Below are 13,647 nucleotides of genomic sequence, written 5' to 3'. Positions count from 1 at the left end.
CCACCGCTTCCGGCACAGCCGACCAGCACGAGGCAAAACGACAACAGAGGGACGACAGCTCGCATGACCGTTCTCCTTGGCATCCGTACAAGGCTTGTGACCCGGGGATGCCGAAGAGGTTTGCTTTACTGTCGCCCGGCGGTGTCGCCAGGATCAGGCCTTGGCGCGCTGCTCCAGCACTTCCACGGCCGGCAGGACCTTGCCCTCGACGAACTCGAGGAAGGCGCCACCACCGGTGGAAATGTAGGAGATCTGCTCGCCGATGCCGTACTTGTCGATAGCCGCCAGAGTGTCGCCACCGCCGGCGATGCTGAAGGCGGTGCCTTCGGCGATGGCCTTGGCCAGGGTTTTGGTGCCTTCGCCGAACTGGTCGAACTCGAACACGCCGACCGGACCGTTCCACAGGATGGTCTTGGAAGTCTTCAGCAGCTCGGCGAACTGGGCGGCGGTCTTCGGACCGATGTCCAGGATCATGTCGTCGTCGGCCACGTCAGCGATGTCTTTGACGGTGGCAACGGCGGTCTCGGCGAACTCCTTGGCAACCACGACGTCCACCGGCAGCGGAACGCTGACTTTGGCGGCGATGGCCTTGGCGGTATCGACCAGGTCGGCCTCGTACAGCGACTTGCCGACCTTGTGGCCCGCCGCAGCGAGGAAGGTGTTGGCGATGCCGCCACCGACGATCAGCTGGTCGCAGATCAGCGCCAGGCTGTTGAGCACGTCGAGCTTGGTGGAAACCTTGGAGCCGGCGACGATGGCAGCCATCGGGCGGGCCGGGTTGCCCAGGGCCTTGCCCAGGGCATCCAGTTCGGCGGCCAGCAGCGGGCCGGCCGCGGCGACCTTGGCGAACTTGGCCACGCCGTGGGTCGAACCCTCGGCACGGTGGGCGGTGCCGAAGGCATCCATGACGAACACGTCGCACAGGGCGGCGTATTGCTGGGCCAGCTCGTCGGCGTTCTTCTTCTCGCCCTTGTTGAAGCGCACGTTCTCGAACAGCACGACTTCGCCCGGCTTCACTTCGACGCCGCCCAGGTAGTCCTTGACCAGCGGCACGGCGCGGCCGAGGGCCTTGGACAGATAGTCGGCAACCGGCTGCAGGCTGTTCTCGGCGGAGAACTCACCTTCGGTCGGGCGGCCCAGGTGCGAGCAGACCATCACCGCCGCGCCCTTTTCCAGGGCCAGCTTGATGGTCGGCAGCGAGGCCAGGATGCGCGCGTCGCTCTTGACCACACCGTCCTTCACCGGAACGTTGAGGTCTTCGCGGATCAGCACGCGCTTACCTTGGAGGTCGAGGTCGGTCATCTTCAACACGGTCATGACAGTCAGTCCTGTTGGGGCTGTTTGATTAACGTTCGGTAGCGGCGACCCGCAGGTAGTGCCCTGCGGTGTCGAGCATGCGGTTGGCGAACCCCCACTCGTTGTCGAACCAGGCCAGCACGTTCACCAGGCGGGGGCCGGAAACGCGGGTCTGGCTGCCATCGACGATGGCTGAGTGCGGGTCGTGATTGAAATCGCAGCTGGCGTGGGGCAGCTCGGTGTACGCCAGCAGGCCTTTCAGCGGGCCTTCGGTGGCAGCCTGGCGCAGCACGCGGTTGATCTCCTCGGCGGACGTATCGCGGGAGACCTGCAGGGTGATGTCCAGGGCCGAGACGTTCACCGTCGGCACCCGAATGGCTTTGGCCTGGATTCGCCCGGCGAGTTCCGGCAGCAGGCGCTCGATGCCTCGTGCCAGCCCGGTGGACACCGGGATCACCGACTGGAAGGCCGAGCGCGTGCGGCGCAGATCTTCGTGGTGGTAGGCGTCGATCACCGGCTGGTCGTTCATCGCCGAGTGAATGGTGGTGATCGAGACGTACTCGATGCCCACGGCTTCGTTCAGCAACTTGAGCAACGGCACGCTGCAGTTGGTGGTGCAGGAGGCGTTGGACACCAGCGTCTCGGCGCCCGAGAGACCCTGCTGGTTGATGCCGAAGACCACGGTGGCATCGATGTCCACCTCGCTGGCCATCGGCTGGGAGAACAGCACCCGCGGCGCACCGGCACCGAGGAAGCGCTCGCCGTCGGCGCGGGTGTTGTAGACACCGGAGCATTCCAGCACCAGGTCGATGTCCAGGGCGCGCCAGTCGATGGCCTCGGGTTCGGCTTCGCGGAATACCTTCACGCAGTCGCCGCCCACATGCAGGCAGCCGTCGGCCACACTCACCTCGCCGGGAAAGCGGCCGTGGGTGGAGTCGAAGCGGGTCAGGTACTCCAGGCTGGCCAGGTCCGCCAGGTCGTTCAGCGCGACGATGGAGAAATCAGCCTTGGCGCCGCGTTCGTGCAGGGCACGGAACACGCAGCGGCCGATACGGCCGTAGCCGTTGAGGGCAACTCGGTAAGGGCGCTTGGACATTGTTATCCCTTGGTGTTCGCTGCCGGGGCCTGATGGGCCCCGGCAGGCTCAGGCGCTCGTCAGGCTTCGAGCAGCTCGGCGGCGACTTCCAGCACGTTCTCGACGGTGAAGCCGAAGTGCTCGAACAGCGCCGGGGCCGGGGCCGACTCACCGAAGGTGGTCATGCCGATGACACGGCCTTCCAGGCCGACGTACTTGTACCAGTAGTCGGCGTGGGCAGCTTCGATGGCGATGCGCGCAGCGACCTGGACCGGCAGCACGGCCTGCTTGTAGCCGGCGTCCTGCTGGTCGAAGACGCTGGTGGACGGCATGGAGACCACGCGCACCTTGCGGCCTTCGGCGCTCAGCTTGTCGAACGCCTGGACGGCCAGGCCGACTTCGGAGCCGGTGGCGATCAGGATCAGTTCCGGCTCGCCGTCGCAGTCCTTCAGCACGTAGGCGCCACGCGCCACGTCGGCCAGCTGGGCGGCGTCGCGCGGCTGGTGCGGCAGGTTCTGGCGGCTGAAGATCAGCGCGGACGGACCGTCGGCACGCTCAATGGCGTACTTCCAGGCCACCGCGGATTCCACGGCGTCGGCCGGGCGCCAGGTGTCCAGGTTCGGGGTCAGGCGCAGGCTGGCCAGCTGCTCGATCGGCTGGTGGGTCGGGCCGTCTTCGCCCAGACCGATGGAGTCGTGGGTGAACACATAGAGCACGCGCTGCTTCATCAGGGCGGACATGCGCACTGCGTTGCGGGCGTATTCCATGAAGATCAGGAAGGTCGCGCCGTAGGGGATGAAGCCGCCGTGCAGGGCCACGCCGTTCATGATGGCGCTCATGCCGAACTCGCGCACGCCGTAGAACATGTAGTTGCCGTTGGCGTCGTCGGCGCTCACACCCTTGCAGCCTTTCCACAGGGTCAGGTTGGAGCCGGCAAGGTCGGCGGAGCCGCCCAGCAGTTCCGGCAGCAGCGGGCCGAAGGCGTTCAGGGCGTTCTGGCTGGCCTTGCGGCTGGCGATGGTCTCGCCTTTCAGGGCGACGTCGGCGACGTAGGCGGCAGCCTTCTCGGCGAAGTCGGCCGGCAGTTCACCGGCAACACGGCGCTCGAACTCGGCGGCCAGTTCCGGGTGCGCAGCCTGGTAGGCGGCGAAACGCTTGTTCCACTCGGCTTCGCGGGTGGCACCGGTGTCCTTGGCGCTCCACTCGGCGTAGACGTCCGCCGGGACTTCGAACGGCGCGTGGTTCCAGCCCAGCGCGGCGCGGGTGGCGGCCACTTCGTCGACGCCCAGGGCGGCGCCGTGGCTTTCTTCCTTGCCCTGCTTGTTCGGCGAGCCGAAGCCGATGATGGTCTTGCAGCAGATCAGGGTCGGCACGTCGCTCTTGCGGGCGGTCTCGATGGCGGTCTTGATCTCGTCGGCGTCATGCCCGTCGACATTGCGGATCACCTGCCAGCCGTAGGCTTCGAAGCGCTTGGGGGTGTCGTCGGTGAACCAGCCGTGGACTTCGCCATCGATGGAGATGCCGTTGTCGTCGTAGAAGGCGACCAGCTTGTTCAGGCGCAGGGTGCCGGCCAGCGAAGCGACTTCATGGGAGATGCCCTCCATCATGCAGCCGTCGCCCAGGAAGGCGTAGGTGTAGTGGTCGACGATGCTGTGGCCGTCACGGTTGAACTGGGCGGCCAGCACCTTCTCGGCCAGCGCCATGCCCACGGCATTGGCGATGCCCTGGCCCAGCGGGCCGGTGGTGGTCTCGACGCCGGCGGTGTAGCCGTATTCCGGGTGACCCGGAGTGCGCGAGTGCATCTGGCGGAAGTTCTTCAGGTCATCGACGGTGACGTCGTAGCCGGTGAGGTGCAGCAGCGAGTAGATCAGCATCGAGCCGTGGCCGTTGGACAGCACGAAGCGGTCACGGTCAGCCCACTGCGGGTTGCTCGGGTTGTGCTTGAGGAAGTCGCGCCAGAGGACTTCGGCGATATCCGCCATGCCCATGGGGGCGCCGGGATGGCCGCTGTTGGCTTTCTGCACGGCATCCATGCTCAGTGCGCGGATGGCGTTGGCTCGCTCACGACGGCTGGGCATCGCTAATCTCCTGCGGGGGCTGCTTCGAAAGATCGAAGGGAATGAAAAAAGGCCGGTATTTTCGCCCAGCCGGGCCCCGCGGGGCAATGACAGATCGGCAGATGCCTGATGCAAGGCACGCGCCTGGGTCATCCAACTGGTCAAAAGCCGCTCATCCGTCAATATCAAAACTTTTTGATACAGCTATTGCCCACCCCGTAAGCCACGACTAGACTGCCCGACCTATGAGTCTGCGCCTGCCCGAAATCCGCCACGACGATTGCGACCAGCTGGCTGCCCTGTGCAAGGCCGGCGGCGATCCGCTGCGGCTGAATGTCCTGCGGGTGCTGGCCAACGATTCGTTCGGCGTGCTGGAGCTGGCGCATATCTTCGGCGTCCGCCAGTCGGGCATGAGCCACCACCTGAAGGTGCTGTCCCAGGCCGGCTTGGTCGCCACCCGCCGCGAAGGCAACGCGATCTTCTATCGCCGCGCCCTGCCCCAGGGCGAAAACCTGGGCGGCACGCTGCACGGTGCGCTGCTCGAAGAAGTGGACGAACTGGCACTGGCCGATGACGTCAGCGCCCGCATCGACGGCGTACACGCCCAGCGTGCCGCCGTCAGCCGTGATTTCTTCGCCCGCAGCGCGGAGAAGTTCCAGGCGACCCAGGACCTGATCGCAGGACTGCCGCAATACCGCGAAAGCGTGCTGGCGCTGCTCGACGCACTGAGCTTCGCCCCGGGCGCCACGGCGCTGGAAGTCGGCCCCGGCGACGGCGGATTCCTCCCCGAGCTGGCCCGGCGTTTCGGCCAGGTCACGGCACTGGACAACAGCCAGACCATGCTCGACATGGCGCGACAACGCTGCGCCAGCGAAGGTTTGAACAACGTCCGGCTGCGGCTGGGCGATGCCCTGCAGGACGTCGACGACGCGGCGGACTGCGTGGTGCTGAACATGGTGCTGCACCACTTCGCCGCACCGGCGGAGGCCGTGAAGCAGCTGGCCCACCTGGTGAAACCCGGTGGCAGCCTGCTGGTGACCGAACTCTGCAGCCACGACCAGAGCTGGGCCCGCGAGGCCTGTGGTGATCTCTGGCTGGGGTTCGAACAGGAAGACCTGGCCCACTGGGCCGACGCCGCCGGGCTCGCGTCTGGCGAAAGTGTTTACATCGGTTTACGTAATGGCTTTCAGATCCAGGTACGGCACTTCGCCAAACCGGATTCGCAAAGCGTCCTCACCCACCGGTAATTGAATGGGAACCGTTAGATGAGCGAATACTCTGTTTTCACCTCCGAATCCGTCTCCGAAGGCCATCCGGACAAGATCGCTGACCAGATTTCCGATGCGGTGCTCGACGCCATCATCGCCAAGGACAAATACGCCCGCGTGGCCTGCGAAACCCTGGTGAAGACCGGTGTCGCGATCATCGCCGGTGAAGTCACCACCTCCGCCTGGGTCGACCTGGAAGAGCTGGTGCGCAAGGTCATCATCGACATCGGCTACAACAGCTCCGACGTCGGCTTCGACGGCGCCACCTGCGGCGTACTGAACATCATCGGCAAGCAGTCGGTGGACATCAACCAGGGCGTCGACCGCGCCAAGCCGGAAGACCAGGGCGCTGGCGACCAGGGCCTGATGTTCGGCTATGCCAGCAACGAAACCGACGTGCTGATGCCCGCGCCGATCTGCTTCTCCCACCGTCTGGTGGAGCGCCAGGCCGAGGCCCGCAAATCCGGCCTGCTGCCGTGGCTGCGCCCGGACGCCAAGTCCCAGGTCACCTGCCGCTACGAAGGTGGCAAGGTCGTCGGCATCGACGCCATCGTCCTGTCCACCCAGCACAACCCGGAAGTCAGCTACAAGGACCTGCGCGAAGGCGTGATGGAGCTGATCATCAAGCAGGTGCTGCCGGCCGAGCTGCTGCACAAGGACACCCAGTTCCACATCAACCCGACCGGCAACTTCGTGATCGGCGGCCCGGTAGGCGACTGCGGCCTGACCGGCCGCAAGATCATCGTCGACTCCTACGGCGGCATGGCCCGTCACGGCGGCGGCGCGTTCTCCGGCAAGGACCCGTCCAAGGTCGACCGTTCCGCTGCCTACGCCGGTCGCTATGTGGCCAAGAACATCGTTGCCGCCGGCCTGGCCGAGCGCTGCGAAATCCAGGTGTCCTACGCCATCGGCGTGGCCCAGCCGACTTCCATCTCGATCAACACCTTCGGCACCGGCAAGATCAGCGATGACAAGATCATCCAGCTGGTCCGCGAGCACTTCGACCTGCGTCCGTACGCGATCACCAAGATGCTCGACCTGCTGCACCCGATGTACCAGCCGACCGCGGCCTACGGCCACTTCGGTCGCAACCCGTTCGAAATGACCTACGGTGACGACACCTTCACCGCCTTCACCTGGGAGCGCACCGACAAGGCTGCCGCCCTGCGTGATGCCGCCGGCCTGTAAGACCCGGTAGCAGGAAAAGCCCCGCCTCGGCGGGGCTTTTTCGTTTCCGCGCTCCCACAAACCCTCGCGAAGAATCCACAGCCATCCCAGCGCCGAGTGCTGCGTCCCAGTCCTAGCCTTGCGGGTTTCCGCTGCCCGGATGCTCGCCATGCTTCGCCTTGCCCTCGCCCTTCTGCTGCTCCCTCCCCTTCTCGCCCATGCCTGCCCCGACTGGCCGGCCGAGCAGGCACCCCGGCAGATCGACGCGCTCCGCGCACAGCTGCGGCAGTGGGATGACAACTACCACCGAGACGGCCAATCACCGGTCGCCGATGAACTCTACGACCAGTCCCGCGAGCGCCTGCGCCAATGGCAGGCGTGCTTCCCGCAAGCCTCTGCCACCCCCGAATCACCGCTGGCCAGCAGCGCCGGGGCGGTTCGCCACCCCTTCGTCCACACAGGCCTCGACAAGCTTCCCGACGCCTCGGCCGTGGGCGCCTGGCTGGCAAACCGCAGCGATCTCTGGGTGCAGCCCAAAGTCGACGGCGTGGCGGTCACGCTGGTCTACCGCAACGGCAGGTTTGCCCAGGCGATCAGCCGCGGCGACGGCACCCGCGGGCAGGACTGGACCGCCAATGCGCAGCGGATTGCCGCAATCCCCAAGGAATTGCCCGGCACGGGCGGCGAATGGGTGCTGCAAGGCGAGTTGTACTGGCGCCTGCCGCAGCATGTGCAAGCGCTGAAGGGTGGCGCGGGTGCGCGCGGCAAGGTCGCCGGGCTGATGGCACGCAAGGAGCTTGGCGACGAAGGAACGCAAATCGGCCTGTTCGTCTGGGAGCTGCCGGACGGCCCGCTGGAGATGCCCGAGCGCCTGGCACGCCTGCGGCGGCTGGGATTCGGCGACAGCGCCGAGCTGACCGAGGCAGTGGCAGGGCAGCCGGAAATCGAAGCCTGGCGCGAACGCTGGTATCGCCAGCCCCTGCCGTTCGCCAGCGACGGCATCGTCATCCGCCAGGGCCGCCGGCCACCGGGCAAGGCCTGGAGCGCACAGGCGCCGGGCTGGGCGGTGGCCTGGAAGTACCCGCATCAACAGGCACTGGCCGAGGTGCGGCGCGTGGAGTTCAAGGTCGGTCGCAGTGGGCGGGTGACGCCGCTGCTGCATCTCGCCCCGGTGGAACTGGATGGGCGGACCATCCAGCGGGTCGCCGCCGGCTCGCTCAAGCGCTGGCGCAGCCTCGATATCCGGCCCGGTGATCAGGTCGCCATCGCCCTAGCCGGGCTGACCATCCCCCGCCTCGACGGCGTGGTCTGGCGCTCGCCGATTCGCCCCGAACTGGCTGTACCCACGGACGAGCAGTTCAACGCCCTCTCCTGCTGGCAACCCACGGAGGGCTGCACGGAGCAATTCCTTGCCCGCCTGCAATGGCTGAGCGGCAAGAGCGGCCTGGGACTCTCGGGCGTCGGTCCCGGCACCTGGCGGCGTCTGCACGAGGCCGGCCTGCTGGCGGGACTGCTCGACTGGATGGCTCTGACGCCGGAGCAATTGAGCCAGGTGCCCGGCCTGGGCGAGCGCAGCGCCGCCAACCTGCACCAGCAGTTCCAGCTGGCGCGACAGCGCTCGTTCGCCGTCTGGTTGCGCGCTCTCGGCACGCCCCTCCCGAATGCCTATCCGGCGGCAGAAGACTGGTCTGCCCTGGCCGCCCGCAGCGCGCCTCAGTGGCAGGAGCAACCGGGCATCGGAAAGGTCCGCGCGGCGCAACTGGAAGCCTTCTTCAGAGCACCGGAAGTCCTGCAACTGCGCGGGCAGTTGCAGGACCTCGGCGTCGCCGGGTTCTGAACGCCTCAGCGCATCTGGAAGGCTTCCTGGTGGAAGCGGCTGCCCGGCATGCCTTGCCGGCGCAGGTCACGGCGCAGCAGTTCGGCCAGTGCCTGCGGGCCGCAGAACCAGACGCTCGGCCAGCGACCCTGCGCTCCGGGCTGCAGGCCCAGGTCCGCCGCCTGCAGGTAGCCTTCGCTTTCGCTGTAATGCACGCGCAGATCAATGCGTGGCAACTTCGCGCACAGCTCGCGCAGGCGCCCGGCGTAGATGGCGTCGGACGGTGAGCGTACGCAATACAGCAGCGTTACTTCCGGACAGTCCTCCGGCCGCGCCTGCAGCGACTCGAGCCAGGCCAGGAAGGGCGTGATGCCGATACCACCGGCGATCCACACCTGCCGCTCGCCCTTGTCACGACGGAAGTCGAAGCGGCCGTAGGGCCCTTCCACCTTCACCGGATCACCGATCTTCAGAGCATCCTGAAGGCGCTGTGTGTAGTCCCCGAGCGCCTTGATGCTGAAGCGCACCTCGCCATTGCCCAGATCGCTGCAGGAAAGGGTGAAGGGATGCTGTCCCTCGAGACGATCACAGGTGAGGAAGGCGAACTGACCGGCGCGATGCTGCCAGCGCCCCTGCAGCTTGCAGGTGACTTCCAGCATGCGCTCGCCGGGGCGCTCGATAGCGACCACGACGCCTTCATGGGTACGCCGACGGCCGATCTGCCCGGTGAGCGACCAGAGCGCGCAGAGGCTGCCCACCACGGCGCAGAACGCCACCAGCCAGCCCACCGGCTGCGTCCAGTAACCCGCCGGCGCCAGCACCACGCCATGGAAGGCGAGCACCAGGTAGACCACCGCGAGGGTTTTGTGGACGTAGCGCCACAGGTGGTAAGGGAAGCGCTGCCAGAGGGTGATGACCAGCATCGCCGCCAGCAGCCAGGCCGACCACTCGCCCAGATCCTTGGCCGAGCCGCGGAACACGTCGAGGAAGGTCTCCACCCGCGGCCCCTTGGCCGGCTTGGCGATGAACTCGGCGAGCAGCGGCCCGCCCAGTTCCATCAGGTAGTGCGCCAGGCCCAGCACGATGGCCAGGATGCCCGCCCACTTGTGCGCGCGGTACATGCGGTCGAGGCCGTCCAGCGGCTTTTCCAGCCAGACCGGGCGCACCGCCAGCAGCATGATCAGCGACATCAGCGCGAAGGACGCGACGCCGGTAAAGAGAATGGCCTGCTTGCGCAGGACCCAGATGTCCAGGGTAGCCGGCGGGTCGAAGAACAGCGCCAGGCCAAAGGTGGCCGCAACGGCCAGCAGTACGATCCAGATGAGTTTCATGAGTCCTCCTTGGGGCGCCAAAGCAGCGAGCCCAAGCGGAAGCTGAAGGAATCTTCTGAATCATCCCTTAATTTCGAAAGGTCTTTAGGCAGACACCCGCGATGCCATGACCCATGTCAAACGCATCGCCCTTCGTTATGCTCGGCATATTCCTAAATACCAGTTTCACATCATGCGCCTGCGAATCCTGTCCGACCTCCACCACGAATACTTCCCCAACAGCCGCCGCGAACTGCCGCAGGCGGCCGCGGATGTCGTCGTGCTGGCCGGGGATATTCACGAGCACCTGCAGGGCCTGCACTGGGCGCGGGAGGAATTCCCGGACAGCGACATCATCTACGTCGCCGGCAACCACGAGTTCTATCACTCCGACCTGCCCGAACTGACCCAGGCCATGCGCAACCTGGCCCGCGCGCTGGATATCCACTTCCTCGAGAAGGATGCAGTGACCCTCGGCGGCGTGCGCTTCCTCGGCACCACGTTGTGGACGGACTTCCAGCTCTACGGCGAACGCGCGTCGGAACTGGCCTGTGAGCAGGCGCAGTTGCTGATGCCTGATTTCAACACGGTGGATTACTTCACCCAGCCCTTCACTCCCGAGATGAGTCGCGAGCTCTGCGGCGCCAGCTGCGAATGGCTGGCGGCGGAGCTGGATCAACCCTTCGCCGGCCCGACGGTGGTGGTGACGCACCACGCGCCCAGCGCTCGCTCCATTCCCTCGCACTATGTCGGCGACGCCCTGTCGCCCGCCTTCGCCTCGAACCTGGAAGCCCTGGCCGAACGCTGCGACCTGTGGATTCACGGACACGTGCACGAGTGCCTGGATTATCGGGTCGGCCGGGGTCGGATCATCGCCAACCCCGGCGCCTACCCTGGAGAGGACAGCGGCTTCGATCCCTGTCGGGTGATCGAACTCTAGAACGGCGGCTCGATGCGTGGCGGCTCGTCAGGTGACAGCTCGCTGAAGAAACGCCAGATCTCAGCCGGCCCGTCCAGTTGCGGGTCGACTCGGCCAAGCAGGCGCGGCGGTCGGTACAGCGGCTGCGAAATCAGATGGCCGCCGCCGAACACTGTCACCAATTCCACGGGCGGCCCGTCGCCGGCAGCCCAGCGCTGCCGCTGCGTCCACACCGGGCCCGGCTGGGTCAGCTTGTCCACCTGCGGCTCGCCGCCCTGGCCATTGCGCCGCGCCAGCGCGAGGGCAGAGTCCTCGGCGGAAAGCACGGTGCCGCGATCACCGAAGCCGAACAGCGTGACCCGGCCACCCGCGTAGGGATTGATCGGGTCACGCGTACCATTCATCAACAGCGCGGCCTTGGGTTGTTCGGCAGGACGGCAGGCGTCGTTGCCGGCGCCCGGCAGGCTGGCAGCCACGGCGGCGACGCCATCGACCTTGTCCGGCGCCTCGGCGGCCAGGCGCAGGGCCATCTGCCCACCGTTGGAGTAGCCAGTGACGAACACCCGAGCCGGATCGACGCCGCGCTCGCGCTGCAGGCTTTCGATCATCTGCGAGAGGAAGCCGACGTCGTCGATGTTCAGGCGCCGCGCGCTGTAGGAGGCCACTCGCCGACAGTCGTTCCAGTGCCCTTCGAAACCATCGGGATAGAGCACCAGGAAACCATCGCGATCGGCCAGGGCATCAAAGCGGTAGCCACTGTCGCGGCGCATGCGCTCGCCGTTGCTCTGCGAGCTGTGCAGGACCACCAGCAGCGCCGGGCGCTCGGCCAGTTTCTGCGGCACGTAGAGGACATAGCTGCGGCGCCGTTCGCCCTGGCGCACCGAGGCATCCTCGCTGCTGCCGGTCAGCACCGGCTGCAGCTTCAACTCACCGGGCACGTACCACCAGCCGCCCACCAGCAGCGCCAGCACCAGCAGCGCGATGAGTGCCTGCACGATCCGCATCGCCACCCGCATACCGCCTCTCCTTGCCCGCCTGGCGGGCCTTGCGAGTCCCGGCTTTCTCCTGGGCAATCAAACGGGGGCGATTGTCCTGGGGCAGCCCCTCGCCGCGCCGTCCATGGCAAACTCTAGCCGTTGACTCCAACGTCATAGTGTTTGGTAACCAAGGACTCCGAAAATGTTCCGAAGCTCTGCCCTGATGGCCGCCGTTCTCGCCCTCGGCTGCGCAAACCCGCTGTTTGCCGCCGATGCCGCCAAGCAACCGCTGACCGGCTGCGCAGCCAAGCGTGCCGCCATCGAAACCCAGCTCGAGCAGGCCAAGGCCCAGGGCAACGGCAACCGCGTCGCCGGCCTGCAGACCGCGCTGGAGAAGGTGAAGACCTACTGCACCGACGCCAGCCTCACGCAGGAGCGCAAGCAGAACGTGCTGGATGCCGAGAAGGAAGTCGCCCAGCGCGAAAAGGACCTGCGCAAGGCGATGAACAAGGGCGACGCGGAGAAGATCGAGAAGCGCAAGGACAAGCTGGCCGAAGCCCGCGCCGAACTGGAGCAGGCCAAGCGCGAGCTGGAGGAGTAAAGCCCGGCTTGGCGGGTCACGCTGACTGCAGGAGCGAGCTTGCTCGCTCCTGCAAAGGACTACGGCGTTAGAGCGCGCGGAATTTCTTGTGGCAGGCTTCGCAGGCGTCTTCCACCGCGGCGAAGTCCTTGCGCACGCCCTCGGGCGTCGGCGTGGCATTGCGGGTGTTCTCGCCCAGCGCATGGACGGCCTGCTGGAAGGTCTTGGCGTCGGCCTGGAACTCCAGCTGGCGCTGCCAGATTTCCGCCTTGGCGCGGGTATCGTCGCTTTCCACCTTGTCAGCCGGCGGCTGGGTAGTGGGGAAATACTGCCAGGGCTTGTCGGCCAGTTCGCCGAGCTTGGTCGAGTTCGCGCGGAACTTGTCCGCATCGAAGGGGATGCGTCCGCGCAGCATGCCGCCCATGTCCTCGCTGGTCTTGAGCATCTCCTTGAACACCGCCTGGCGCTTGTACTCCGGCGAGTTGGGGTCCTGGCGATGGCAGCCGGCGAGCGCCGTGCCGGCGAGCAGCAGAACGAGCAGGGTCTTCAACTTCATGGGGGACTCTTGTAGGACGGCTATTCACGGAAGCGCCGGATTATCCGCCCCGATGTCCGAATGTTCCAGACCACGCCCAAGCAGCTGCGGCCATCCGCCGCAGCCGTGCGCCTTTCGTTCAGCCGCCGTTCAGGCGCGCACAGGTCAGGCCGAAACGACGAAGATCGCGATGATCAGGCCCATGCCGAGGAACCAGACCAGCGAGCGCAGCAGCGCCAGGTCCGCGACGTAGAAGATCAGGTAGAGCAGACGACTGGTGACCCAGGCGATGGCCAGGCGGTCGATGGTGGCGGGTTCGGCGTTGTTCACCACGTAGGCGATGATCACCGCCGCGACGAAGGCCGGGGTGACCTCGAAGCTGTTCATCTGGAAGGCGTTGGCGCGCTTGCGGTAGCCCTCCAGGGTGGCGAGGAAGGTACGCGGGTCGTGGTTCTGCCGGGGGCCGAAACCACCGCCGGTGAACTTGGCGAGGCTGGTGCCGACGTAGGGCAGGAAGATCGCGATCAGGACGCACCAGAAGGCAATGGGCATGGGAAGAATCTCGTCGAGGGGAAAGCGCGCAGCTTAGGTCATCGCCACACGCCGCGTCCTTGACCGGCTTGGCGCCACGCGGCGTAGCGCGGGCC

Annotated in this window: 12 protein-coding genes; 5 read left to right on the top strand and 7 right to left on the bottom strand. The window is 66.5% G+C overall.

The window, feature by feature from the left end; all coding sequences use genetic code 11:
- Positions 1-153: 153 nt before the first annotated feature.
- Genes IB273_RS23930 through tkt form a run of 3 tightly spaced genes read right to left on the bottom strand, consistent with a single transcriptional unit; the run spans position 154 to position 4,449 of the window.
- Positions 154-1,317: a phosphoglycerate kinase gene (locus IB273_RS23930; RefSeq protein WP_081515410.1), complete on the bottom strand. Its 1,164-nt coding sequence runs from the start codon at positions 1,315-1,317 to the stop codon at positions 154-156.
- Positions 1,318-1,345: 28 nt separating this feature from the next.
- Positions 1,346-2,392: an erythrose-4-phosphate dehydrogenase gene (gene epd, locus IB273_RS23925; protein WP_081515409.1), complete on the bottom strand. Its 1,047-nt coding sequence runs from the start codon at positions 2,390-2,392 to the stop codon at positions 1,346-1,348.
- 59 nt (positions 2,393-2,451) lie between these two features.
- Positions 2,452-4,449 carry a transketolase gene (gene tkt / locus IB273_RS23920; protein ID WP_192225181.1) on the bottom strand — a complete coding sequence of 666 codons (1,998 nt, stop codon included), beginning with the start codon at positions 4,447-4,449 and terminating at the stop codon, positions 2,452-2,454.
- Between the two features lie 224 nt (positions 4,450-4,673).
- Between tkt and IB273_RS23915 the strand changes: the two genes are divergently transcribed.
- The 3 genes from IB273_RS23915 (at position 4,674) to ligB (ending at position 8,700) form a co-directional block, all read left to right on the top strand.
- A complete protein-coding gene (locus tag IB273_RS23915; RefSeq protein WP_192225180.1) occupies positions 4,674-5,675 on the top strand; it encodes an ArsR/SmtB family transcription factor in 1,002 nt (333 codons plus the stop codon).
- Between the two features lie 18 nt (positions 5,676-5,693).
- Positions 5,694-6,884 (top strand): methionine adenosyltransferase, encoded by a 1,191-nt coding sequence (metK, locus tag IB273_RS23910; protein WP_169935922.1) that lies wholly within the window; start codon positions 5,694-5,696, stop codon positions 6,882-6,884.
- 148 nt (positions 6,885-7,032) lie between these two features.
- Complete coding sequence (gene ligB / locus IB273_RS23905) at positions 7,033-8,700, top strand: NAD-dependent DNA ligase LigB (RefSeq protein WP_192225179.1); 1,668 nt, start codon at positions 7,033-7,035, stop codon at positions 8,698-8,700.
- A 5-nt stretch (positions 8,701-8,705) separates the two neighbouring features.
- On the opposite strand, the gene IB273_RS23900 is transcribed toward ligB, so the two are convergent.
- The gene (locus tag IB273_RS23900; RefSeq protein WP_192225178.1) at positions 8,706-10,010 is read right to left on the bottom strand and encodes a ferric reductase-like transmembrane domain-containing protein; all 1,305 of its coding nucleotides are present in this window, start codon (positions 10,008-10,010) and stop codon (positions 8,706-8,708) included.
- A 172-nt stretch (positions 10,011-10,182) separates the two neighbouring features.
- On the opposite strand from IB273_RS23900, the gene IB273_RS23895 reads away from it, so the two are divergent.
- A complete protein-coding gene (locus tag IB273_RS23895; protein WP_192225177.1) occupies positions 10,183-10,929 on the top strand; it encodes a metallophosphoesterase in 747 nt (248 codons plus the stop codon).
- Here IB273_RS23895 and IB273_RS23890 read toward each other — a convergent pair.
- On the bottom strand, positions 10,926-11,924 hold the full coding sequence (locus IB273_RS23890; protein ID WP_081515402.1) for an alpha/beta hydrolase family esterase: 999 nt from the start codon (positions 11,922-11,924) through the stop codon (positions 10,926-10,928). The two genes, IB273_RS23895 and IB273_RS23890, sit on opposite strands and share 4 nt — an antisense overlap.
- Positions 11,925-12,087: 163 nt before the next feature.
- Here IB273_RS23890 and IB273_RS23885 point away from each other — a divergent pair, with 163 nt between their 5' ends.
- Positions 12,088-12,486, top strand: a complete 399-nt coding sequence (locus IB273_RS23885) for a DUF1090 domain-containing protein (RefSeq protein ID WP_081515401.1) — start codon at positions 12,088-12,090, stop codon at positions 12,484-12,486.
- A 67-nt stretch (positions 12,487-12,553) separates the two neighbouring features.
- Here the strand turns inward: IB273_RS23885 and IB273_RS23880 are convergent, their stop codons facing one another.
- Together IB273_RS23880 and IB273_RS23875 are read right to left on the bottom strand one after the other, a co-directional pair.
- Positions 12,554-13,021 carry a c-type cytochrome gene (locus IB273_RS23880; protein ID WP_081515400.1) on the bottom strand — a complete coding sequence of 156 codons (468 nt, stop codon included), beginning with the start codon at positions 13,019-13,021 and terminating at the stop codon, positions 12,554-12,556.
- A gap of 144 nt (positions 13,022-13,165) precedes the next feature.
- The gene (locus tag IB273_RS23875; protein ID WP_192225176.1) at positions 13,166-13,552 is read right to left on the bottom strand and encodes an MAPEG family protein; all 387 of its coding nucleotides are present in this window, start codon (positions 13,550-13,552) and stop codon (positions 13,166-13,168) included.
- Positions 13,553-13,647 lie beyond the last annotated feature (95 nt).

The sequence above is a fragment of the Pseudomonas sp. PDM19 genome (genome assembly GCF_014852215.1).
Classification (GTDB): Bacteria; Pseudomonadota; Gammaproteobacteria; order Pseudomonadales; family Pseudomonadaceae; genus Pseudomonas.
This window is presented reverse-complemented; position numbering and strand designations above follow the sequence as displayed.